We start from the raw sequence: 23,117 nt of genomic DNA on the forward strand, positions 1-23,117 counted from the left end.
GCCGTACGGCCCCCAGATGCCGTGCGTCAAGGAGGCGCTCCCACCACTTGAAGTGCTCGTCGCACCACTGAGAGTAATCAAAGATGCCATCATCCCACTGTGAAGTCCCAGGTCAGAGATATATCCGTTGGATATCTCGCCGACCGCTCCCGATGGTAAGAATCGTGCCGCGTGGCCCAAATAAGGGGCATCGTCGCAGGTAACCCGGAAACGCGTCCGCACACCTGGCAGCCGCCGCGGCGGCGCAGGTGGTAGGCGAGCGTGGCGACGGCGAGCGCGATGCCCCACAGCGGCCACACCAGCGAGGTCGCCCAGGTCGCCCACATGTCCCAGTCGTCGAAGCCGTGCACCATGCGCAGCCGCCAGTACGTCAGCCCTGCCGACAGCACGATCAGCGACACGATCGAGGCGGGGACGACGGCCAGCATGGGCGGCACCGGCCTGCCGGCCCTGAACCAGATCCACCGCGGGTAGACCTCGCCCCAGCGCTGCACGAGCCCGAGTGTGAGGATCGCGCCGCCCACGCCCATCAAGCTGAGGAACAGCCCTCCCCAGCGCAGTCCCGTCTGGTCCAGCCACCGCCAGAACTCCTCGGTGATCCCCAGCGGGATGCCCACCGCCCAGGCCAGACGGCTGGCGTCGTACAGGGCCGGGATGATCGCCGCGACCACCGCCGCCCACAGTCCCCAGCGCCGCGCGGCCTGCGCCGTCGCCCAGCGTGCCGACCCGTGCTCGCCGCGGCCGCACGCCGGGCACCTGGCGGCCGTACGCCGCTGGTGGGCGAGCGCCGCCAGCGCCCACAGCAGCCCGCCCACCAGCAGGACGAACAGGTTGACCCGCGACCAGGGCACCAGTTCCGACAGTTGCTGCCCGCCGGGCACCCCGGTGAAGGCGAACACCGCGAGCAGCGGCGCGTAGGCCACCAGCATCAGTACCCGGTTGTCGGTGAGCACCACCGTCAGCGTGAGCGTGGCCGCCCAGCCGAACCCCAGCAGCAGGGCACGGCCGCGCCGCGCCCCTCGCGCGATCGCCAGACCGGCGACCGCGCCCAGCGCGCCGAGCACCGCGATCACCGGCGCCGCCGTCTCGCGGGTGGCGTCGCCGAGCACGGACAGGCCCGGCTCCCAGTCGGGATCGTCCCTGCCGAAGGGGAACCCGTCGCCGCCGAGCGCCCAGAACAGCCCGAGCGCCCCGTACCCCAGTGACCACGCGGCCGCCGCGTACCCGGCCCAGTGCGGCCATGCCGCCATCGCCTTCCTCATGGCTCAAGCCTCGGACCGGCCGCGCCCGGGGCCTATCCGCCGGACGGCAGATCTTCCCGGGTTCGGGTCGTCTCCGCTCTGCCGAAGGACGGGGCACCGGCAGGAGGGCGATGGTGGTTGGGTGGCGATGGCGCTGGGTGCGCCGTAGCGGTTGCCTCGCCGATGCCGTTGATCATTCCAGGGGGAGGGCGTCGAGCAGTGCGAGCAGGGTGCGGGCGGTGGGCGCGGGAATGCCTCCGGCGTAAGTTCGCCCGAGGCGCGTTGCAGCTTCTCGCGTTTCAAGGTGGCGTTGGAGGCTTCCGCGGCGGCGTTGCCGGCGCTGCACCCGATGGCTTCCCTGGACTGGCGCACGCCGAGCTCGGCCCAAACTCTGGAGAACTCGCCACCATCGGCCGTCGCCGACATGGTGAGCCGGCGCGACGCCACCGCCGCCATCCAGCAGCCCGGACGACACGGTCGCCGGCGACCAGGGTGACGGCGTTCCCGGGTATCTCCGGGGCTCACCCGGCCGGCCGGACGCGGGCGTCCGCCCGGCCGAACAGCCAGGTGAGCCCGGCCGCGGCGGCCACGAACACCGCCGCCAGCGGCGGGAGGAGCGTGGCTCCGCCGGCGTCGAGGGCGAGCCCGCCGGCCGCGCCCGACAGGGAGACCGCCAGGTAGAGGGCGGACTGGTTCAGCGACGCGGCCATGGGCTGCGTGCCCGGCGGCGCGTAGCTCATGATCAGGTGCTGCTGGGGCGTGGTGACGGTGAAGGAGAACACGCCGCCGATCGCGATCGCCGCCACCGCCGTCGCGTACGAGCCGCGCAGCGCCGGCACCAGCAGGAAGACGAGGGTGAGGAGCAGCGTGCCGGTGATCACCACGCGCCGGGGGCCGCTGCGGTCGGTGAAATGTCCCGCCAGCAGGTTCCCCACCGTGCCGGCCACGCCGAACGCCAGGAGCAGCACGGCCACCCGGCTCCCCTGACCGCCGGTGGCGGGCTCGTACACGACGCTCAGGTACGTGTACGGCACGTAGATGCCGGTGAACGCCACGACCGTGGTGGCCAGCACGCCGAGCACCCGCCGGTCGGCGAGCGGGGCGAGCCGCTGCCGCCAGCCGCCGGCCGGGCCGCGCCCGACGTCGGGCAGGCGCATGGCGATGATCGGCACGACGATCAGGGCCAGCCCGGTGACCAGCCACATCGTGGCCCGCCAGCCGAGCGCCGCCCCCACCGCCGTGCCCAGCGGGGCGCCGAGCGCGAGCGAGGACGTGAGGCCGAGCATGACGATCGCGATGGCCCGGCCGCGGCGTTCCTCCCCGGCGATGGCCGCCGCGGTGGCGCTGGCCGTCGCCGCGTAGAGCGACGCGCCGCCCGCGGCGACCACCCGGGACACCAGCACCAGCGCGTACGAGGGCGCCAGCGCCGTGATCACGTTGCCCACGGCGAACAGCGCCAGCCCGGCGGGCAGCACGGCGCGCCGCGACCAGCCGGCGGTCAGCGTGGCCAGCACCGGGGCCAGCACGGCGTAGGCGATGGAGAAGACGGTGACGAGCTGGCCCGCCGCGGCCACGCTGACCTCCAGCGAGCGGGCGATCTCGGGCAGGATGCCGGCGACGACGAAGCCGTCCGTGCCGACGGCGAACGTCCCGAACGCGAGGACCGCCGCGTGCGCGCGCCATCCCCGGCTGAGGTCTGTCTTCACCGGCCCTCCCGCGCGCTGGTCGCAGTGGTGCGAGCGGGAGGACACGGCGTGCTCCCCAGAGCGGCCGGCCCGCCGGCCGGGCAGGCGGGCAGCATATTGACGATCATGAAAGTCTCCATGACGGATGTTTCGAGGCAGGGAAGGCCCCGGTGCGTCCCGAAACGGTTCGGGCGATCACGGGGTCGCCGGCCCGGGGAAGGGGGCCGCGCGATCCAGTCAACCTGGCCACGGGGCGGACCTGAAGGATCGATCGGATCAGTATTGATACCCTTGCGGAGATGAATGATCTGGAGATGCGGCAGCTCAGGTACTTCATAGCGGTCGCGGAGGAGCTGCACTTCGGGCGCGCGGCCGAACGGCTCGGCATGGCGCAGCCTCCGCTGTCCCGGGCGATCGGCCGGCTGGAGCGCAAGGTCGGCGTGCAGTTGCTGGAACGCACCACCCGCCACGTCGCGCTCACCCCGGCGGGCGAGGTCTTCCTGCGCGACGCCCGCAGCGCCCTCGACACGATCGACGCCGCCGTCCGGCGTGCCCGGCACGCGGGCCGGCCCGAGCGGCGGCTACGGCTCGCGCTCAAGGCCGACCACGACGCCGGGCTGCTGCCGCGCATCCTGTCCGCCTACCACAGCGAGGACATCGCGCCGGTGGTCGAGCTGGTGCACGGGGCGGTGGGCGAGCAGGCTCCGTCGCTGCGTGACGGCCGGGCCGACGTCGCGCTCGTGTCCGGGCCCTTCGACGACCGCGGCCTCGACCACGAGCCGCTGCTGACCGAGCCCCGCCTGGTCGCGCTGGCGGCCGGCGACCCGCTGGCCGCCCGGCCCGCCCTGCGGCTGGCCGACTTCGCCGGGCGCAGACTGCCCAGCGGCACCCTGGTCGAGCAGTCCGGGCTCCTGTCCGGGCTGCTGCCCGGGCCCCCGTCCTCGAACGGCGGACCGGCCCGCCGCGAGCGCGTGACCACCTCTCAGCAGGGCGCCCTGGACACCACGCAGATCCTCGAGCTGGTGGAGCTGGGCTCCATCGTCTGGTTCCCGCCCGCCTCGATCGCGCGGCGTTACCCGCGGCCCGAGATCGCCTACCGGCCCGTGGTGGATCTGGAGCCGGTCACGCTGTCGGTCGCCTGGCCGCAGGAGGCCCGATCGAGGGCCGTCGCCTGCTTCGTCCGCAACGCCACGGAGGTCGCGGAGGCCGCCCGATCAGCACTCGCCGCCGCGCCGGCGCACGCCGCCCTGACAGCACCCGCCGCCCGGCTCGCGTAGACCCGCCCCGCCTGCGCTCTCGGTCACCCCGCCCCCACCTGCGCCCCCACACCCGCGGCCCTGGGTCAGAACATCGACCTGATCGCACTGTTCGATCCGGTCACGGCGCCCTGGCGGGCCCGCTTCGCGGTCGTCTCCACCCTCTGCCTGGTGATCGTCATGCTCACCTCCGTCTGCAGGCGGCGGTTCCGCCTGCGGTATGAGGCGTGGCAGGTCCTGCACGTGTCGCTGTCCGTCGCCTCTGTGCTGCTGGCCCTCGCGCACATCGAGCTGGTCGGCTACTACGTCGACGCGCCATGGAAACGGGTGCTGTGGGCGGTCATGACGGCCGGCTTCGTCAGCCTGATCGTCTGGGTGCGCCTCGTCCGCCCGCTCCGCCGGCTCCGGCGGCCGTGGGAGGTCGAGAAGGTCACCGCCGAACGGGGCGCCACGACGACGATCACTTTGCGTCCCGTCGGGCACGAGGGGTTCAGATTCGAGCCCGGCCAGTTCGGGTGGATCACCGTGGGACGCTCGCCCTTCGCCGTCACTCAGCACCCCTTCTCGTTCTCCTCGAGCGCGGAGGCCGACGGCGCGGTGCAGATGAGCATCAAGGCACTCGGCGACTTCACCACCGGCGTGGCGGAACTGCGACCCGGCACCCGGGCCTATCTGGACGGCCCGCACGGCGTGTTCACCCCCGACCGCAACGAAGGGCCGGGCTTCGCGCTGATCGCCGGCGGGGTCGGCATCGGCCCGATGATGAGCATGCTCCGTACCTTCGCCGACCGCCATGACCAGCGGCCCTGCCTGCTGTTCTATGCCAGCCGGACCCTCGAGGACACCACGTTCCTCGAAGAGATCCAGCGACTGCGTGCCCGGCTCAACCTATCGTCCCGCCCGGTTCGCAGGCGGGAAGGCTCCCTGCCGCTGGACTCGGGGACCGCGTCCCCGGCCCCCTGCCTGGCGTGAGCATCGCCTGCCCAGCGGGTGCGCGGGCTCACCACTCCTGACAGGACGATCGTGAGGCGGCGCCAGATCCGCAACGCGCTGGTGGACCATGGCCTGTCCCCGGGCCTGTCCCCGGCCGAGCAGTTCCTCGCCCACGAGACGGTCTTTCCGGTCGGCAGCCGGGGGCGGGCGTGAGGCCGACGAGCTTGGCGAGGAAACGATCGACCTGTTCCTCCAGCGGCGGCCATGTTCCGGTGGACAACGCCGCCGACGCGGCCGCTTCCGGTCTCCAGTGGATGAGATCATGGCTTGGTGACCCGTGTGCTGACTCGAAGCGATCTGGAAGCCGTACTGGAGCCTGTTTCCTGTCTGCAGGCGCTGCGCGAGGGGTTCCGTGCCGACGGTTCCGAGCCGGTGAGGGGGCAGCGAGTCCGCACGGATCTGCCCTTCCCGGGGACGGCCACTGCTCTGATCCCGGGGGTGTTGTCCGGTATCGAGGCGTACACCGTGAAGGTGAACGCCAAGTTCCCCGGTGCCCGGCCGGCGCTGCGAGGCGTGATCTGCCTGCACAGTGGACAGGATGGCGAACTGCTCGCACTGCTGGATTCGGCCACCGTGACCGCCTGGCGCACCGGCCTGGCCGCGGCCTTGGGGACCCATGCCCTGACCGTGGCCGATCCCGCCGCCGTCATCGGGGTGGTCGGTGCGGGTGCGCAGGCCGAGCTGATGGTGCGCGGGCTGCGCGGCTTGAGGGGCGACGGCGGCCTCGTCGTACATGACACCAACCCCGGTCGCGCCGCCACCTTCGCCTCCCGCCACGGCGGCCAGGTGCTCGGCTCGGCGGCCGAGGTCGCCTCTGTGGCCGACGTCGTCCTGCTGGCGACCTGGTCCCGCACGCCGCTGCTGCACCTGGGCGACACCCGGCCCGGGCAGCACTTCACCTCCCTCGGCGCCGACGAGCCGGGGAACAGGAACTGGCCGCCGACTTGCTGCGATCGGCCCTTCTCGTGGTGGACGACACCGAGCTGGCCGCCGCGACCGGTGCGCTGGCAGCAGCCGGCCTCCCGGCTTCGGCTGCCACGGCCACCCTTGGCGACATCCTGAATGGCTCACACCCAGGCCGCACCGACGCCGCCCAGCGATCGGTGTACGCGCCCGTCGGGCTTCCCTGGCAGGATCTCGCCCTTGCCTGGTCCGCCTTCCAGCGAGCGGAGCAGCAGGACGTCGGAACGGAGATCGACTTGCTGTCCTGAGCCGAGACGGTGCTCTCCTGCGCGGCTGCCCGTTCATCCGACCACCTGGCCAGTGGTCGCAGGGCCTGGTGCACCTGCTGCCCGAGTGGCGTCAGCGCGCACCTCGGCCGAGGTGCTCGTCGTGCACGCGGACCAGGCGTCCACGGCCGCCTTCGGGGAGGATCAGCTCTGCCCGGCCACCTGCCGCCCCTCGGGTGAGGCCGGCCGGGCCCAGGCCGCCGCCGTCGTCGGGCGGCCTGGCGCATGAGCGGGCCCGTCCTCGGGCGGAGGCCGCTCATCGGCCGGCGAACTCGCCATCCGGGGCGGCCGCCGCCCCTGCCAGGAAACGGGACGCTACTCGCCGCCGACTTCCACGATCATGAACGTGGCCGTGCCCACCGACATGTTCCCGGCCTTGTCGGTGGCCCGGTACGACAGGGTGTGCGCGCCGGGCTGGTTGACCGGCAGCGGCCGCGTGTACGCCGCGAACGGCTGACCGTCGAGCGAGTACTCCACGGTGTCCACCCCGGAGCCGACGTCGCTCGCCGTCAGCTTCACCGTCGCCGAGCCGACATAGTTCCAGGCCCAGTCCTGGGTGCCGGTGATCGCGGCCGACACCTGCGGCAGCGTGGTGTCTTCCGCCGGAGCCACCACGGTGAACCTCAAAGTCGCCACCGGCGTGGTGTTCCCGGCCTTGTCGGTGGCCCGGTACGACAGGGTGTGCGCGCCCGCCCGGTTGACCGACACGGGAGACGGGTACTCGGTGTAGGGCCCGCCGTCGAGCGAGTACTCCACCGTGGCGACCCCCGACTCGGTGTCGCTCACCGAAAGCATCACGGTCGCCGAGCCGACGTAGTTGCCCGCCGAGTCCTGCTGGCCCGACAACTGCGCCGAGACCTGCGGAGGGGTGGTGTCCTCCTCCTGCGCGGCCGTCACCGTGAACGTCACCGAGCCCACCGGCGAGGTGTTGCCCGCCTTGTCGGTGGCCCGGAAGGTCACCGTGTGCGCGCCGGGCTGGTTGACCGGCAGTGGCCGCGTGTACGCCGCGAACGGCTGACCGTCGAACGAGTACTCCACGGTGTCGACCCCGGAGCCGACGTCGCTCGCCGTGACCGTCACCGTCGCCACGCCGACGTAGTTGCCGTCCGCGTCCTGCTCACCGGTCACCTTCCCGGTGACCACGGGCGGAGTGGTGTCCTCCTCCTGCGGAGCCACCACCGTGAACGTCACCGAGCCCACCGGCGAGGTGTTGCCCGCCTTGTCGGTGGCCCGGAAGGTCACCGTGTGCGCCCCCACCCGGTTGACCGACACCGGGGCCGAGTAGGCCGCGAACTCCCCGCCGTCGAGCGCGTACTCCACGGTGTCCACCCCGGACTCGGTGTCGCTCGCCGAGACCGTGACCGTCGCCGCGCCCACGTAGTTGCCGTCCGTGTCCTGGTCACCCGCCACCTGCGCGGAGACCTGCGGCGCGGTCGTGTCCTCGCTCCCGCCTTCCGTGACGACGAACTCGCCGGTCATCTGGCCGTGACCGGGGATCACGCAGGTGTAGCGGTACTTGCCGGGGGTGAGGTTCACCTGCGCGATGTGCCGGCCGCCGGCGGCGTCGAAGGGGCTGGCGATGATGTTGAGGCTGACGTCGTGGTTGTAGCCGGGGGTGGAGGTGTCGAACGTCAGCGTGTGCGTCATGCCGGTGGTGTTGCCGGTGGCCGCGCTGTTCTCGAAGACGATGGTGGCGGGGCCCGCCGTCGCCGATTCCGGCGCCGACTTGTACGCGGTCATGCTGTCGTCGGCGGTCCAGGTGAGCACCTGGTCCGCCGCCCGCACGGCGGTGAGCTGCGTACGGGGCCGCGCGTCGGCCTGGACCGACGACAGGAAGAGCGCGGGAAGCGCCACGGCGAGCAGCAAGAAGGCGAGGCGCGGCGCGGACGCCCGCCGTAAGGCTCTGGTCACGAGGGAAGGGAGAGATCCGGCATGCATGTGTCGATGCACCTTTCCGAGCTGGGGTGGGGTGCCGGGCGCGGGGAACGCTCCCCGGCCCGGCACCCGGCCGGCGTACCGTCCTAGAGTTCGCGCACGCGGATGTTGCGGAAGTCGATCACGTCGTTGCCGCCGTGGTTCTGCAGCCCGACGAACCCGCTGATGAACTGGCGCAGGTCTGTCGGCGGGTCACCGGCGCGGGATGACGCCTTGCCCGGCGTGTTGTCGAACTCGCTGATCACCGTGCCGTTGCGAATGATCGTGTAGTGCTGGCCGACCACGCGGACCTCGTAGTCGTTCCACTGGCCCTTCGGGGTCACCCCCGCCCGGTTCAGGCCGTTGGGCGAGAAGTTGTAGACGGAGCCCGTCTTCTGCGGCTCGCCGGTGTCGCCGTCGTAGATCTGGATCTCGTGGCCGCAGAAGATCGCGACCCACGCGGGTGACGTGCGCGCCGCGCCGACCGTGCCGCAGCTTCCGGCGGGACGCTGCTCCAGCGGGGTCCTCGGGTCCGGGAACCGGACGAAGACGCCGCTGTTGGCTCGATGAGGGTCGGGCGAGCTGTCACGGAACTGCAGCCGGACCGAGAAGTCCGCGTACGCCTTGTCGGAGTACCACAGCATGCCCAGACCGCCGGAGCTGCGGATCGTACCGTCCGGCCGGAGGGCGAAGTTGCCGGACGGGGCCTGGCTCCAGCCCAGCAGCGACGATGCCGTGCCGTCGAAGATGGGCTGGTAGCCCTTCACCTTCCCGACCTCCGACTCGGCGCCGGCGGTACGCAGCGCCTTCGCCTCCTGGGCGGTGATGACGCCGTCCTCGCGGAGCTGTCTCACGACGGTGTCGAGGTGCCGGACGAACTGGTTGTGGTTCTTCCAGTCGCGCTCGTCGTCGATCAGGTCGTTGATCGTGCAGCCGCCGCCGGCCGCCTTGTTGCGCACGCCGGTGAAGGCGTCGAGCAACTGCACCGTCGGCCGGGCGTCGGGCGCGGTGCAGCCGACCGTGACAGGGATCTTCCCGGTGGCCTGCTCGCCGTCGGCGTAGGTGACCTTCAGCGTCACCTCGTAGGTGCCGAAGCCGGCGTAGGTGTGCGTCGGGGCGGCCTGGTTCGACGGCGCGCTGCCGTCGCCGAAGTCCCACTCCCACGCCACGCCGCCGGCCTTGGCGCCGGAGAACGTCATCGTCCTGGGATCGGCGTTCTGCCGGGCGGGACGCGCCACGGCGGCGTCCGGGCTCGGCGTCGCCGGACCGCCCTTGTAGGTGACGCGGACCAGCTTCTGGTTCGCGTGCAGGCTGAAGAAGCCGTTGCCGTAGTCGAGCATGTAGAGCGCGCCGTCGGGGCCGAACTTCGCGTCCATCCACGAATACAGCTGGTTCGCGCCGGTGCCGCCCGGGATGATGCTCCGCAGGTCCTCGGCGAACGCCGGCCGGCCCGCGTCCCTGGCGGTCTGCGGGTCGACGGTCACGGCGATGCGGTTGTTGCCGTTGGACTGGTCACCGATGAGCCACTTGCCGTCCCAGTACTCCGGCCACGCGACCCCGCTGCCGGTGTCGGTCCGGGAGCGGTGGTAGGTCGGGCCCGACATGACCGCCTGGCCGCCGCCCTTGAGGTAGGGCATGGTGAGGGTCTCCTCGCCCTGCTTGTACGTCGGGAGGCCGCTGCCGTCCTGCCGCTTCGGGTAGACCGGGCCGCCGCCCTGTGGCGAGTACCAGATCATGTTGTCACGCGCCGGCGGGATGTCGACGAGGCCGGTGTTGCGCGGCGAGGTGTTCTTCAGGTTGTCGCAGTCGTACCACCCGGCGGGCTGGGTGGCGTCGTTGTTGCTGCGGTCGCGGTAGGGCTGCCTGTCGCCCATGCAGTACGGCCAGCCCTGGTTGCCGGCGGAGGTGAGAACCGTCACGGTCTCGTACTTCGCCGGTCCCCACGTCTCGCTCGGGCCGCCGGCGTCGGGACCGACCCAGCCGGCCGTGATCCAGTCGTTCTCCTTGTCCCACTGCAGCCGCGCGATGTTGCGGACGCCCATCACCCAGATCTCCGCGCGGGTCTTGCCGCCGCCCTCTTCCTTGCCGGTGAACAGGTTGCCCTCGGGGATTGTGTAGGTGCCGTCGGGCTCCGGGTGGATGCGGAGGATCTTGCCGTTGAGGTCGTTGGTGTTGCCGGAGGTACGGCGGGCGTCCTGGAACGAGGTGCCCTTGTAGTCCTGGGTCCAGTTGTTCCCGGAGTAACCGCCGGATCCGCCGGAGGAGTTGCTGTCACCGGTGCCGATGTAGAGGTTGCCGTCCTCGTCGAAGGTCATGCCTCCGCCCGCGTGACAGCAGCTGTGGATCTGGGTGTCCCACTGCAGGAGGTCCTTGCGGCTGCTCTGGTCGATCGTCTGGGTACGCGAGTCGTAGTCGAATCGGGAGACCGTCCGCTTGCCGATGCGCCTGTCCCGGTCGATCGACTCATGCGGCATCCAGTACACGTAGATCCAGCCGTTCTCCGCGAAGTCCGGATCGAGGGTGATGCCGACCAGGCCCTCCTCGTTCTTGACCAGTTCGTCGCCGCTGCCGCGGTTGCCCATGACGGGCAGCGTGGTCAGCAGCTTGACCTGTTTGGTCCTCGGGTCCCACTGGTGGATGGTGCCGCAGCCGAGGCCCACCTTCGGGTCGTTCCAGTCGGGGATCGGACCGGTGGGACAGGCCGCCTTGCCGATGTAGAACACCTTGCCGTTCGGCGCGATGGTCAGGCCGTGCGGCTCACCGATCTGGTCGAGCCGGCCCTGCGTGTTCGGCGAGGTCAGCCGTTCCACGGTGTAGTTGGCCGCGATGGTCGCCTGGCAGTCGCCCCGGACGATGCCGGTCGCCCACCGGATGGCGCCGGCGAGGTGCGTGCGGAACTGCTTGTCGCTGGTGTAGCTCGCCGCGGTGCCGCCCATGCCGGTGTAGAAGGACCGGCCGCCGTCGTAGTCACGGCACCAGGAGACCGGATGGAACGGGCCGTTGCCGTCCATCTTCGGGTTGTAGGTCCACTCCTCGACCTGCGCGATCGTGTGGACCTTGCCCACCGGATTGGGGTTCCAGCTCAGCCACTTGTCGGTCCGTGACAGGGTGAGCGGAAGCCCTTCGTTCGCCGGATGCCGGCGGTCGAGGATGTCCACGACGGCCTTCTGCTCCTTCGGCGCGGGCGGAGGCGCGGAGTCGGGCCCGTAGAGCCGCAGATCGGCGAGCTGCGTCAGGGGCTCACCGCTGTTGGCGGTGACGTTGAGCCGGTAGTACTGGTAGGCCGTGGTGTTCTCGAACGTGTATTCCTTGGTCTGGAACCGCTGGGGGAAGGTCTCCCCGCTGCGCTTGTCGAGATCCGTCCAGGTCGTCCCGTTCTGCGAACCCTGGAGGGTCCAGTCCTTCGGGTCCCGGCCGGCGGAGTCGTTGGCCGACGTCAGCGCGTAGCGCGCCACCGCGACGGGCTTGCCGAGCTTGCCCTGCACCCACGCGGTCGGCGTCCGGGCCAGCCATTTGGTGTCGTTGTCGCCGTCGAAGACCTTGTCCTTGGTCTCGTTCGGCGGGTTCTCCGCGCTCGCCGCGCTCTCCACCACCTTCTCCGCGATGGGGAGGGCGCCGACGGGACGGGTGCCGATCAGTTCGGTGAACCAGGCCGAGTCCAGCTGCGCGCGGGCGGCGTCCCGGATGCCGACGAACCCGCCGCCGCCTCTGATGTACGCCTGAAAGGCGGCGAGCTGCGCCTCGTCCAGGCTCACGCCCTTGGCGGACAGGAACACCACGCCGCGAAACCGCGCCAGATTGTCGGCGGTGAACACCGCCGGATCCTGGGCCTCCTCCACGGAGAACCCGTTCTTCTTGCTCAGTTCCCTGATCGCCGTCGCGGCCGCACGCACCGGGTCGTCCTGCTGCGCGGCCTGGCCGCTGAAGACCAGCACCTTGACGGCCGCCCTCTTGGCGGCGGGGGCGGGGGCCTGCGCCTGGGCCGGCACGGCGGACGGGGGCGCCAGTCCGAGCACGAGGACGGCACTCGACATCATGATCAGTACGCGTCGCCAGGTGGACGATCGGGACGGTAAGTGGCCTGTTCGGCCCATCACTGCTCCTTGGGATTGAGGGGTGGTTCGGGACCACTCGCGGACGAGTCCGGGGATCGGCCCGGGTCCGGGGTGTCAACGTCTGCATGGGGCCGTGCGCGTACGGCACAGGGCGGCCGAATCCGGTCCCGAGGGGCGCCCGGGGCCGCGCACTGCCGTCAGTGGCCCGTGTGGTCAGCGCCCGTGCGGTCAGCGCCCGAGTGACCGCCGCCCGAGTGACCGCCGCCCGGGTGGTCGCCGCCCGGTCGGCCCGGCACGTTCCCGGCCGCGTCCGTCACCGTGAAGATGCCGGCCATGCCCATGTCGGAGTGGCTCTGGACGTGGCAGTGGTACATCCACGCCCCCGGGCCGACGCGCTCGCCCGCGATCAGCTGGAAGCCGAACGACTCGGCGGGCCCGGTGATCTTGGTGTCGATGATCCGGCTGGGGTCCGCAAGGCTCTCCAGCAGGCCGGTGCGGTTGTCGGCCCAGCGGTGCCCGTGGATGTGGAAGGTGTGGTAGAACTCGCCGTGGGTGATCACGATCCACTCCACCCGCTCGCCGACCTTGGCGGCGAACTCCGGCGCGTCGTGCGCGGGGCGATTGTTGATCATCATGTCGTTGAAGACGACGGTGAACGTCTTGTCCGGCCTGACATCCTGCTTCCGCCGGACCACCAGCGGGCCGTACAGCCCCTGGCGGATGCCGCCCGTGCCGTGATCGCTCCCCACCACGTGGTCGTGGTAGTGCCAGTAGCCCGCGCTGCCAGGCTCGATGCCGGCCCCGCCCGCGCGCCTGCGCTGCGCGTGGGTGCGCCAGATGTAGGTGCGCCGGCCGCCGGGCTCGACCACGCTCTCGTTCAGCCTCGTACCGTCGCTGGCCACGTCGTAGTCCACCCCGTGGACGTGCAGGCTCGCCGTCACGTCCAGGTTGTTGACCATTTCGATCTCGAGCGTGTCGCCCTCGACCATCTCGATGAGCGGCCCGGGAATCGTGGCCGTACCGGGCTCCAGCCCGTAGCCGAGCTGGCCGTTCTCCAGCCGCTCGGCGTACAGAGTGATGCGGCGGACCGCGCCCATGGTCGTGCCGGCCGTACCGGCCTGGGCCGACGTCGCGCTCTGATTCGCTGCGACCAATGGCGCCAACGCGGCAGCCGCCGCGGACGTGGTGAAGGCACGCCGGGAGAGCGGGCTTTTCGCCACGCCTCTGCCTACCTCGGTCATGGTTCCCCAATCGATGACGCTTGCGTGAGGGTGTCGTGCGGGCGCTCGGGACGCTGCCTTCGCGCGCGATGCGGGTCTGGGCCTGGACCGGCCGCGTCGTGATCGGTGGTGTCGTGGAGGAGGAGTTCGAACGACTTTCGATCGAAGTACGCGCCATTTTCAGCGAAATGTCAACAAGTAGCGTCGAAAAGAGTCAGATCTTCCGTCCATATCTGGTCAAAGGCTGATACGGCTGTTACGGTGACGACAAGATCCCGCTTCCCCGCGTCCCCCACGTCCGCGTCCCGCCCGATGACTCCCGCCGCCGCCCATGCCCGCACCGTGTCCCAGATCCATCCGACGATGCCGAGGGCCGGCGCTCCCTCACGGGAACCAGGTCCTCCGCCATCGCCCTGGCAGCCGTGCGCCTGCCGATCGACGACACGTGGCCGGTTCAGCGGCTCGCAGAACGGGGCGGGATCTCGCCCGGACGCCGGGACTCATGGTTTCCTGTGACGCACGTCCTGAGCGGAGGCCAGGACGAAAACCCTGATCTGGGAGGATTCGGCAACCCGATGAGCAGGCAGGTAAAGGTGTCGTTGGGCACGTGGTCCACGTCGTTCGGGATGCGCCGGCCCGCCGGCCTGGAGCAGACGCTGAAGGTGGCCGCGGCGTTCGGCTTCGACGGCGTCGAGCTCGCGGGTTTCGCCGATCACGTCATGATCGAGCGCTACGCCGATCCCGCCGCCCGCCGCGGGCTGGCGACCATGCTGGACGACCTGGGCCTGGAGCCGGTGTTGCTCGCGCCCGCGCCGCACGGGCCGATCGCGGGCATTCCGCCATGGCCGCTGGCCGACGATGACGAAGTCGTCGCCTTGCACGAGAAGTGGTGGTCGGAGTTCTTCCGGCTCGCCGCCGATCTGGGCATCACCAGGATGCGTGTCGATCCGGGGATGCGTGGCCCCCTCCCCTATGGCGTCGATCACCGCCGCGTGTGGGATGGCGTGGTGGGCATGTTCGGACAGCTCGCGGAGCAGGGAGCGGAGATCGGATGTTCCGTGCTGTGGGAGGTGGAGTCCGGGCAGCCGTTCAACAAGCCGAGCGAGATCGTGCGGCTGCTCGATGACATCGGCCATCCCAATCTCGGGCTGCTGTACGACACCGGCCACTTCCATGCCGCCACCGTCACCGGGCACAACCAGGTGCAGCCGGAGGAGCTGCTGCCAGGCGGGCAGGTGGAGCTGGTGCGGCGGCTCCGGGACCGCATCGGGCATGTCCATCTGTGCGACACCGACGGCGACGTGGCCCGCAATCTCTTCTCGCGGAAGATCGGCTTCGGCAAGGGCATCGTCGACTTCGAGGAATTGCTGCCCGTGCTGGCCGACTGCTACCAGGGTGAATGGTGGTGCGTCGATGTCATTCCCTTCACCTCGGAGGTGTGGGGCGACTTGTGGGACGGGCTCGCCTTCGTCCGTGACGTCGTGGCCCGTCATGTGCGCGGCGCGCGACGCCCGTGAGGCCTCGCCTCCGCGTGGGCCGGTGTCCGGCCGCAGGATCGTGACGCCGAGCGGCGAGGCGGAGACCGGCCCCGGCGAGCCGCGTACGGCGTCGCGGGGCGTCGGATCGGTCAGGAATCGAGAAGCCCTGACCTGTGCCGGTGCGGATAGCGTGAGGTCATCCCCTCCCGGCGGCTGACTAGGAGCAACACGTCATGAGCGGCACATCGAAGGTGGGCAGCGAGAAGACGCGACCCGATCGCCCGGCGGAGGGGGTTCTCCGGGCAGGAGAGCGCCGCGATGAGGGCGCGCGCCATCGAGCTGAGGGCGGCGGCACGGGGCGGCCGAGGCGCGAAGAGGGCGGCCGCTGATGAGGCGACGGTGCCGCCGGCGATCGCCGCGACGCAGAGCCGGACCGTGCGCCGAGGCGGGACGCTCACCGGCCGCCACTCGGGCTCGATCGACGGCCCGTGGCCGTCCGCCGTCCGCGAACGGAGAACCTCTATGACCATCCTGGTGACCGGCGCGACCGGCACGATCGGACGCATCGTGGTCGACCGCCTGCTGCGCGCCGGACATCACGTACGCGCCCTGACGAGGAACCCGGCCACCGCCGCTCTGCCCGGCGGCGTGCAACTGGTGGCCGGCGACATCAGTGGCGCGCCCGCCGCGCTCGACGGCGTGGACCGCGCCTTCTACCTGGCCGGCCTGCTCGACCCCGACCCCGGCCGCGCCGCCGAGCAGGCCGGCGCCTTCGCCGGACAGGCCGTCGAATCGGGGCTCACCCGCATCGTCACCCTCACCAGTGTGGCCGTCACCGTCCGGCGGCCGGGCAGCTACGAGATGCTGCACCAGGTCGAACAGGCCGTCGAAGCCTCCGGCCTGCAATGGACCCACGTCCGGCCGGGCGAGTTCGCCATCAACAAGCTGGACATGTGGGGTGAGTCCATCCGCACCGAAGGCGTGGTGCGCAGCGCCTTCCCCGACGCGATCGGCGTACCCATCCATGAAGCCGACATCGCCGAGGTCGCCGCCGCCGCCCTCGTCCAGGACGGGCACGCCGGAAAGGCCTACTCGCTGAGCGGCCCGCAGGCGCTCAGCCACCGCGAGCAGGCCGCCGCCATCGGCGAGGGACTGGGCAGAAACCTGCGTTTCGAAGCGCTCACCTACGGACAGGCACGCTCCGCCTACATCACCGCCGGGATGCCCTACGACATCGCCGAATACCTGCTCGGCTACCAGGCCGAGTACGCCGAGGAGCCGCCCCCGGTCCTGCCCGACGTCGAACGCGTCCTCGGCAAGCCCGGCCGCACCCTCGCCCAGTGGGCCGCCGACCACCGCGCCGACCTCACCCAGGACTCCTAGCGGCCGGACCGGAACGCCTTGCGTGATCGCTTCCGGTGGTCCCGGCCACGGCACCCGCCACTCTCCACCGCCGCGCGAACCGGTCACGCCGGCGATCTGGAAGCAGGCCGGCGCTCCTCATCGACGCCCAGAGCGTAACCATGGGCGAAACCTGGGCGCGACCTGGGCAGTGAGCAGTCACAGCCGTCAGTCGCAACCGCAGCCGTCGCAACCGCAATCGCCGTCCTCGCCCGAGCAGCAGTGACGACAGCCACCGCAGTTGCCGCAGCACTCGTAACCGGAGCAGTCGAAGCGCTGGCAGCAGGAGCCCTCGTGATCCTCGTCCCAGGCCGGCCGGTACAGGCCGCAGGTGCAGCAGGTCAACGCGGCGCACGCCAGCGACAGCAGCCCGCCGGGATCCCGCTTCGGCGGCCGGCGTCCCGGCGGTGCGCCGGGATCGCCCGGCGGGTGGCCTGGTGAATGACCCGGCGAGTGGCCGGGGGCCTGGCCCGGCGAGTGGCCGGGGGCCTGGCCCGGCGAGTGGCCGGGGGCATGGCCGGGGCCGTGCGTTCCTGCGGCGGCTTGAGATCCGGCGGTGGCGAAGGCTCGGGAGATGGCGTTGCCGGTTTCCCGTACCAGCAGGGCGCGGGTCAGGGCGGGGCGAGGCAGGTCGAGCGCGTTCACGGCGGCGCGCAGGTCGGCGTGCGCGGCGTCGCAGTGGCGGCGCGCCTCGTCCAGGCCGGTGCCGGTGGCGGCCAGCGGGTTGTACGCCCCGGAGGCCCGGTCGTCGGCCAGGTCCTCCACCGCGTCGATCAGGTGGGCCAGCCTCCCGAACGCGCGACCGGCCGCCTCCAGGGCCTCGCGGTTGTGCGGCTTGCCCGCGAGCACCCCCGTGTGCGCGAACGCCGCCGCCACGGCGTCCTCGGTGGGGCCCGTCAACTCTCGTAATCCGGGCGCGGCGGCGCTGCCCGGGGGCCGCTGGGCGGGGATGCGTTCCAGGAGGGCCTGGCGGGCGGCCGCCGCCGTCAGCGGGGTGGGGTCGAAGCCCAGCGTGCCGGCCGTGGCCGTACCGGCGGAGGACCAGCGGCCCGCCAGGCGGGTGGCGCCGGCGGCCAGGGGGCGGCGGGCGTACATGCCGTCGCCGTCCGCCACGTGGTCGTTCACCTTGCCGGCCGCCAGGAGCAGCGACACCGAGGCCGCCAGCCGTACCCCCTCGGACTCCACCACGTCGGCGCCCTTGAAGCCGCGCAGCGCGCACGCGCCCGCCTTGCGGCGCGGTGTGGGCGCGGGCGTCTGGGCCTCGGTCAGGACGGACACGAGCAGGCCGTCGTAGTTGGTCACCAGACGGGACAGGTGCCCGTGTTCGTCGCGGAGGGCCAGGCAGAGTCCGCACAAGTGGCCCATCCAGTCCGCGTAGAGCCCCTTGCACAGACCATGCCGGCACGGGCGGACAATGCCGAACATACATCCCCTCATGATCACAACGGAGAGCCAACCGTAGCAGCAGGCCGTCAGAGGACGCGGCAACGACGGGAGAATCCCCAGGGAACGCCGCTCCGGAGCACCCGGTCGCCCGCGAGGTCCTTCTGGACGACGATGATCCAGTGTGCGAACATGTGTTCGACAATCATCTTCCAGAATGGAGTGCTTGTGCGCCCCTCAAGCTCGCGACGCTCGCCATCACCAGGCGGGTCGACCTCAGCGCCTACCCGTGCCCGTCCACGCTGGCGCAGGCGTACGAGCGGGTGTGGGCCGGGTACGGGTGCGGCCAGGCGGGGGAAGGAGGCGTCGTCGCCCTCGAGACGTGGCGGCCCACACCCGCCCTCGTGCCGGTCGAGTCGGGCACGACGCAGCCTCCGCTGGTCGCCGTCGCCGGGCGCACTCTGGCGGTGGGAGAGCCGGGCGCCGGCCCTGCCTCGATCAGGGTGTACGACGTCGACACCACCCCGGCCACCCGGCTCGGCGAGATCCGCGCCTTGACCGTTGACGGCTTGCCGGACCTCGTTCGCATGGAGGCCGTAGCCGTGTCCCGTGGCACGGCCTCCGCTGCGGGCGGCGCGGCTGCCCGCCCCGGCGACCCCGGCGGAGGCCGGCCTGCCGAAAGTTGATCAGTCGACGCACATCGCATCATGGGTGGACCGGAAGACCCAGGTGCCGCCACCCGGAGAGGAGTAGGTCAGCAACGTGTGATAAACGCCAGGGGTGCAGTCGTGGCCGACCGCGAGGACGGCCTGCCGGGCCCGCTGTTCGGCCGCCGCCAGCCCGGCCGCGTAGGTGTTGCCCGCCCCTACAGCAGTGGCGCTGCGGGGGGTGTCATAGCCGTCGGCGTGCGCGGCCACGGGCGTGGTCGCCAGGCCGACCGCCGTCACCACCACCGAGACGAGGCCGAGCCGGCGGAACCAGGTGACTTTCTGCATGCTTCTCCTTACGGGAGAGGGGCATTTGATCGATCAACAGAAATTAGCGTGGACCGCCATAGCGGCGGTATAACCGCGGACGGAGATCGCTTTATCGTGCCGGGCTCATCCCGCCCTGTTTCGAATCGAAACCGGTCGCGTTGTCCTCCCGCCCCGCGCATTCCCCCACGTTCCCGTAGACCGAGAACCTCACCACGAGAGCCCTTTGAGTTCGGCAGCGGACGCGCTCATTTCCGCATGTGAGGTGAGTCGCAATGATCGCCACTGGCGCCTGACCCGCTCAACGAACAATGACCGCAGATCAGGGGCATCCGTGGATTCTCCGCGACTCCTACGGAGGGATCAGAAGCACATCCACAGGCAGGCGCGTCCGGAGCGGTGCGGCTCGCGTCCGGAGCGGTGCGGCTCACCCGGGAGGGGCCGAGGCTCATGTCCTGGGTGCCGATGACGGACAACAACTCCAGCTGGGCCGCACCCCGGCTGCCGGCCGGTGCGGTGAACCACAGCAGGCGCCGTCGGCCGTCCTCGCTGAACAGGCTGTGGCAGTCCACCTCGATGACCCCCAGCGCCGGGTGGAGCAGACGCTTGTGGTCCGCCCGGCGCAGCGCCACGTCATGGCCGTCCCACAGGGCGGCGAACTCGGGACTGCGCCGCCGCAGTGCGACCACCATCCGGACCACGTGGGCGTCACGGCCGCGCCGGGCGGCGACCGCCCGCAGGTCGGACACGAAGACCCGGGAGTGGTGCGGGTGCTCGTCCGGCGGGTAGAGCGCGCGGGCTGCGGGGTCGGTGAACCAGCGGTAGACGTAGCTGGCCTCCAGGCCGCGCCTCATCGGGTGCCGGCCGAGCAGCGCGGCGGCCAGGTCGTTCTGCACCAGGGTCTCGTGCAGGTCAGTGATGATCATCGCGGGCGTCGTGGCCAGCCGGTCCAGCAGGCCCAGCATGGCGGGCTCGACGTGCGCGGTCGCGGCCGGGGCGTGCGGAGCCGGGACGGGGCGGCCCGCGAGATGGAACAGGTGATCGCGCTCGTCGCCCTCCAGCCGCAGCGCGCGGGCGAGCGCGGACAGCGCCTGGGCCGACGGCTGGGCGCCGCGCCCGCGCTCCAGCTCGGTGTAGTAGTCCGCCGACAGCCCCGCGAGCTGCGCGACCTCCTCGCGGCGCAGCCCGGGCACCCGGCGCCGGGGGCCGGCGGGCAGGCCGACGTCCGCCGGCCGGACGCGGGCGCGGCGGGTCTTCAGGAACGCGGCGAGCTCACGGAGGTTCACCGCTCCATCGTGGCCCGGGCGGCCGGTCGTAGCCAGGGGATGACAACCCCTGGGTGAGCTCAGCCCTGGCCGGCGGGCGGGCTGCGGGCGAGTGTGGCCGTACGACACCAGTCCCTGAACCAGCGAAGACCCCGAACTGACGAACGATGAGGAGAATCATGAGACGCGGTATCGCCCTGCTCCTCGGCGCGGTCCTCGCGGCGGGCCCCGGCCTGCCCGCGCACGCGCACCCCAACCATCCGACGCCCACCATGTCCACCCCTTCCACGCCCACCCCTTCCACCACGCCCACCCCTTCCACCACGCCCGCGACACCCGCCGCCGAGCCGGCCTACGGCAAGGGGTGGTGGCCGCGGGCGGCGATCGGCGGCGGGCCCCGGCAAGAGCACAGCGTCGCCGCGCTCGGCCACCGGGTCTACGTCATCGGCGGCATCGTCCCGGGCCCGGCCGGCGGCTTCGTCACCACCGGGCGGGCGGAGGTCTACGACACCCGGCGCGACACCTGGTCGGAGGCGGCCCCGCTGCCCGTCGTGATGAACCACCCCAACGTGGCGGCGGTCGATGGCCGGATCTACGTGCTCGGCGGGCTGTCCGGCGGCGCGTCGTGGCAGGCCCTGCGGGACAGCTTCGTGTACGACCCGCGTACCGGCCGGTGGACGCCGTTGCCGCCGATGCCCGCCGGCATGGAGCGGGGAAGCGCCGCGATGGGCGTACACGGGACGAAGATCTATCTCGCGGGCGGCATGCGCACGCTGACGCCCGGCCCCGGCGGCCTGCAGGACACGGTGGACCTCGTGTCGTCGTACGACGTCGCGACCGGCCGGTGGGAGAGCCTGCCGAGCCTGCCGCAGGCGCGCGACCACGTCGGCGGCGCGGTCGTCGGCGCGACCTTCTACGTGCTCGGCGGCCGTGACCGGGGACAGGTCAACGTGCGCGACACCGTGTACGCGCTCGACCTGCGCTCGCGCCGCTGGTCGGAGCGGGCGCCGATGCCGACGGCCCGGGGCGGGATCGCCGCCGCGGCCGTGGGCGGCACGATCTACACCTTCGGCGGCGAGGGACGGCACGACGGGACGAACCCGAACACCGTCTTCGCCGAGACCGAGGCGTACGACACGGCGCGCGACCGGTGGGTGCGCCTGGCGCCGATGCCGGTGCCCCGGCACGGGACCGCCGCCGTCGCGGTGGGCGGCACGATCCACATCCCCGGCGGCGGCACCGCGGGCGGCGCGGCCCCCGTGGACGTCAACGACGCCTACCGGCCGGGGGCCGCGAACGGGGCCCGCCTGCCGCGGAGATGATCTAACAACCCGCTGTCCGGTCTTGGTGCGGCCGCTGCATTACGCCAGGTGCCCGTCGGGTACGAACTCCCGCGGCAGCCCCAGGGGGACGGCGGGCTCGCCACTCCGTCCGTACTCCGACGTGGAAGGCTCGGCGATGGCACATCCAGGCGGAATCAAGATCGAGCCCGGCGAGCCGCGCTACGAGGTGCTCCGCCGTGGCTTCAACGCGCGCTGGCTGGCCGCGCGGCCCGACTACATCCGCCTCCCGAGAAACAGCGCCGAGGTCAAAGCCGCGTTGCAGGAGGCGCTCGACGAACCGGCCCGCCCGGAGAGGTCGCGCATCACGATCCGGTCCGGCGGTCACTGCTATGAGGACTTCGTCTGCGCCCCCGACGTACGCGTGATCATCGATCTGTCGCTGATGGACGGCGCTCACGTCGACGACGACATGGGGGCCTTCTGCATGGAGGCCGGTCTCACCCTCGGGCAGTTCTACAAGAAGATGTACCAGAGAACCGGCAAGACGCTGCCCGGCGGCTCGTGGTCCACGGTCGCGCTGGGCGGGCACGTGACCGGCGGCGGCTTCGGCCTGCTGTCGCGGCAGCACGGGCTCACCGTCGACTACCTGTACGCGGTGGAGGTCGCCGTGGTCGGCAGGACGGGCACGGTGGAGCTGGTCACCGCCACCAGGGACGACGACGATCCCGATCTCAAGGACCTGTGGTGGGCGCACACGGGAGGCGGCGGTGGCAACTTCGGCATCGTCACCCGCATGTGGTTCCGTGACCTGCCCGAGGCGCCCAAGAGCGTGCTCTCCGCCATGGGCGGCTGGAAATGGGACGAGATCGACGAGGACCGGTTCCGGCGCATCGTCGGCAACTTCGGCGCCTTCTTCGAGGAGCACCAGGGCGGGCCGTGCGACGAGTACGCCGCGCTGTTCGGCATCCTCACGCTGAATCACGCCAGCCAGCCGCAGATCGGCCTGATGGCGCAGATCGACGCCGGCGTCCCGAACGCCCGCGAGCTGATCAGGAACTTCGAGCGTGAGATCAACCAGGGCATCGGGAGGGAGCTGCACCCGCTGACCGTGGCGATCGGAGAGCATCCGGTCTCCGCCGCCGGCGAGGTGCTCGGAGAGGAGGCGACCTTCGGCCGGCCGCGTGAGGAGCTCCTCGCGGTGCCCTGGAACGTCACGGAGAAGGTCAGCGCCCCGCACAACACCCGATGCGGCAAGCACAAGTCGGCCTACATGCGCAGGGCGCTTCCCGCGGAACAGGTCACCGCGCTGTGGCGAAGCCTGACGGAGGACAGGGCGACCAAGCGCGACGCGGTGGTGCAGATCGACTCCTACGGTTCCGCCGTCAACCGGCTGAAGCCCGGCGACACCGCCGTGGTACAGCGGGACTCCGTCATGAAGCTGCAGCACCAGGTCTACTGGCCGGCGGATCAGGACGGCAGCGACCACCTCCGGTGGATCCGCACGCTGTACCGGAACATGTATCCCGGCGGGGTGCCCGTGCCGAACGAGGTCACCGACGGGTGCTACGTCAACTATCCGGACGCCGATCTCAACGACTCCGCGTGGAACACCTCCGGAGTGCCCTGGTCCACCCTCTACTACGGCGCCAACTACCCCCGGCTGCAACGCGCCAAGCGGCGCTGGGACCCGGGCGACGTCTTCCGCCACGGCCAGTCCGTCGAGCTCTGACACCTCCCGAA

17 protein-coding genes and 1 pseudogene are annotated in these 23,117 nt (G+C 71.5%); 10 read left to right on the forward strand and 8 right to left on the reverse strand.

Annotated elements, in window-relative coordinates:
* Positions 1 to 89 precede the first annotated feature (89 nt).
* Both IO39_RS49805 and IO39_RS49810 read right to left on the reverse strand, forming a co-directional pair.
* Positions 90 to 1,262 (reverse strand): NYN domain-containing protein, encoded by a 1,173-nt coding sequence (locus IO39_RS49805; protein ID WP_157549954.1) that lies wholly within the window; start codon positions 1,260 to 1,262, stop codon positions 90 to 92.
* 500 nt (positions 1,263 to 1,762) lie between these two features.
* Positions 1,763 to 2,947, reverse strand: a complete 1,185-nt coding sequence (locus tag IO39_RS49810) for an MFS transporter (RefSeq protein WP_052424380.1) — start codon at positions 2,945 to 2,947, stop codon at positions 1,763 to 1,765.
* Positions 2,948 to 3,225: 278 nt separating this feature from the next.
* Here IO39_RS49810 and IO39_RS49815 point away from each other — a divergent pair, with 278 nt between their 5' ends.
* The 4 genes and pseudogenes from IO39_RS49815 (at position 3,226) to IO39_RS49825 (ending at position 6,386) form a co-directional block, all read left to right on the forward strand.
* The gene (locus IO39_RS49815) at positions 3,226 to 4,203 is read left to right on the forward strand and encodes a LysR family transcriptional regulator (RefSeq protein ID WP_043641274.1); all 978 of its coding nucleotides are present in this window, start codon (positions 3,226 to 3,228) and stop codon (positions 4,201 to 4,203) included.
* A gap of 87 nt (positions 4,204 to 4,290) precedes the next feature.
* Positions 4,291 to 5,154, forward strand: a complete 864-nt coding sequence (locus IO39_RS49820) for a ferredoxin reductase family protein (protein ID WP_342671508.1) — start codon at positions 4,291 to 4,293, stop codon at positions 5,152 to 5,154.
* 51 nt (positions 5,155 to 5,205) lie between these two features.
* Positions 5,206 to 5,328 (forward strand): hypothetical protein, encoded by a 123-nt coding sequence (locus tag IO39_RS59375; protein WP_281200471.1) that lies wholly within the window; start codon positions 5,206 to 5,208, stop codon positions 5,326 to 5,328.
* 126 nt (positions 5,329 to 5,454) lie between these two features.
* Positions 5,455 to 6,386 (forward strand): annotated as a pseudogene (locus IO39_RS49825) (ornithine cyclodeaminase family protein).
* A gap of 333 nt (positions 6,387 to 6,719) precedes the next feature.
* Here the strand turns inward: IO39_RS49825 and IO39_RS49830 are convergent.
* The 3 genes from IO39_RS49830 to IO39_RS49840 form a co-directional block, all read right to left on the reverse strand.
* Entirely contained in the window at positions 6,720 to 8,315 is a 1,596-nt protein-coding gene (locus IO39_RS49830; protein WP_052424382.1) for an OmpL47-type beta-barrel domain-containing protein, read from the reverse strand.
* A gap of 110 nt (positions 8,316 to 8,425) precedes the next feature.
* Positions 8,426 to 12,352 carry a ThuA domain-containing protein gene (locus IO39_RS49835; RefSeq protein ID WP_211267451.1) on the reverse strand — a complete coding sequence of 1,309 codons (3,927 nt, stop codon included), beginning with the start codon at positions 12,350 to 12,352 and terminating at the stop codon, positions 8,426 to 8,428.
* A 218-nt stretch (positions 12,353 to 12,570) separates the two neighbouring features.
* A complete protein-coding gene (locus tag IO39_RS49840; protein WP_211267452.1) occupies positions 12,571 to 13,527 on the reverse strand; it encodes a multicopper oxidase domain-containing protein in 957 nt (318 codons plus the stop codon).
* A 107-nt stretch (positions 13,528 to 13,634) separates the two neighbouring features.
* Between IO39_RS49840 and IO39_RS55815 the strand changes: the two genes are divergently transcribed.
* From IO39_RS55815 to IO39_RS49850, 3 genes are all read left to right on the forward strand, one after another.
* On the forward strand, positions 13,635 to 13,841 hold the full coding sequence (locus IO39_RS55815; RefSeq protein ID WP_211267453.1) for a hypothetical protein: 207 nt from the start codon (positions 13,635 to 13,637) through the stop codon (positions 13,839 to 13,841).
* Between the two features lie 174 nt (positions 13,842 to 14,015).
* Complete coding sequence (locus IO39_RS49845; protein WP_157549958.1) at positions 14,016 to 15,110, forward strand: sugar phosphate isomerase/epimerase family protein; 1,095 nt, start codon at positions 14,016 to 14,018, stop codon at positions 15,108 to 15,110.
* Positions 15,111 to 15,593: 483 nt separating this feature from the next.
* The gene (locus IO39_RS49850; RefSeq protein WP_043641340.1) at positions 15,594 to 16,454 is read left to right on the forward strand and encodes an SDR family oxidoreductase; all 861 of its coding nucleotides are present in this window, start codon (positions 15,594 to 15,596) and stop codon (positions 16,452 to 16,454) included.
* Between the two features lie 186 nt (positions 16,455 to 16,640).
* Here IO39_RS49850 and IO39_RS49855 read toward each other — a convergent pair whose 3' ends face one another.
* Complete coding sequence (locus tag IO39_RS49855) at positions 16,641 to 17,897, reverse strand: DUF5685 family protein (RefSeq protein WP_043641281.1); 1,257 nt, start codon at positions 17,895 to 17,897, stop codon at positions 16,641 to 16,643.
* A gap of 140 nt (positions 17,898 to 18,037) precedes the next feature.
* Between IO39_RS49855 and IO39_RS49860 the strand changes: the two genes are divergently transcribed.
* A complete protein-coding gene (locus tag IO39_RS49860) occupies positions 18,038 to 18,541 on the forward strand; it encodes a hypothetical protein (protein ID WP_157549959.1) in 504 nt (167 codons plus the stop codon).
* Here IO39_RS49860 and IO39_RS49865 read toward each other — a convergent pair whose 3' ends face one another.
* Together IO39_RS49865 and IO39_RS49870 are read right to left on the reverse strand one after the other, a co-directional pair.
* Positions 18,542 to 18,850: a hypothetical protein gene (locus tag IO39_RS49865; protein ID WP_043641286.1), complete on the reverse strand. Its 309-nt coding sequence runs from the start codon at positions 18,848 to 18,850 to the stop codon at positions 18,542 to 18,544. It lies immediately after the preceding gene.
* Between the two features lie 227 nt (positions 18,851 to 19,077).
* Positions 19,078 to 20,115: a helix-turn-helix transcriptional regulator gene (locus IO39_RS49870; RefSeq protein ID WP_084774834.1), complete on the reverse strand. Its 1,038-nt coding sequence runs from the start codon at positions 20,113 to 20,115 to the stop codon at positions 19,078 to 19,080.
* Positions 20,116 to 20,273: 158 nt separating this feature from the next.
* Between IO39_RS49870 and IO39_RS49875 the strand changes: the two genes are divergently transcribed.
* Together IO39_RS49875 and IO39_RS49880 are read left to right on the forward strand one after the other, a co-directional pair.
* Positions 20,274 to 21,416: a Kelch repeat-containing protein gene (locus IO39_RS49875; protein WP_052424384.1), complete on the forward strand. Its 1,143-nt coding sequence runs from the start codon at positions 20,274 to 20,276 to the stop codon at positions 21,414 to 21,416.
* Positions 21,417 to 21,552: 136 nt separating this feature from the next.
* On the forward strand, positions 21,553 to 23,106 hold the full coding sequence (locus IO39_RS49880) for an FAD-binding oxidoreductase (RefSeq protein WP_043641289.1): 1,554 nt from the start codon (positions 21,553 to 21,555) through the stop codon (positions 23,104 to 23,106).
* Positions 23,107 to 23,117 lie beyond the last annotated feature (11 nt).

The sequence above is a fragment of the Nonomuraea candida genome (assembly GCF_000725485.1).
GTDB classification, from domain to species: domain Bacteria; phylum Actinomycetota; class Actinomycetes; order Streptosporangiales; family Streptosporangiaceae; genus Nonomuraea; species Nonomuraea candida.

What these genes read in the sequence shown, in the direction of transcription:
- IO39_RS49815 (WP_043641274.1), top strand. Translation starts at nt 3,226, where the DNA reads ATGAATGATCTGGAGATGCGGCAGCTCAGGTACTTCATAGCGGTCGCG.
- IO39_RS49835 (WP_211267451.1), bottom strand. Translation starts at nt 12,352, where the DNA reads ATGTCGAGTGCCGTCCTCGTGCTCGGACTGGCGCCCCCGTCCGCCGTG.
- IO39_RS49880 (WP_043641289.1), top strand. Translation starts at nt 21,553, where the DNA reads ATGGCACATCCAGGCGGAATCAAGATCGAGCCCGGCGAGCCGCGCTAC.
- IO39_RS49855 (WP_043641281.1), bottom strand. Translation starts at nt 17,897, where the DNA reads ATGTTCGGCATTGTCCGCCCGTGCCGGCATGGTCTGTGCAAGGGGCTC.
- IO39_RS49875 (WP_052424384.1), top strand. Translation starts at nt 20,274, where the DNA reads ATGAGACGCGGTATCGCCCTGCTCCTCGGCGCGGTCCTCGCGGCGGGC.
- IO39_RS49865 (WP_043641286.1), bottom strand. Translation starts at nt 18,850, where the DNA reads ATGCAGAAAGTCACCTGGTTCCGCCGGCTCGGCCTCGTCTCGGTGGTG.
- IO39_RS49805 (WP_157549954.1), bottom strand. Translation starts at nt 1,262, where the DNA reads ATGAGGAAGGCGATGGCGGCATGGCCGCACTGGGCCGGGTACGCGGCG.
- IO39_RS49850 (WP_043641340.1), top strand. Translation starts at nt 15,594, where the DNA reads ATGACCATCCTGGTGACCGGCGCGACCGGCACGATCGGACGCATCGTG.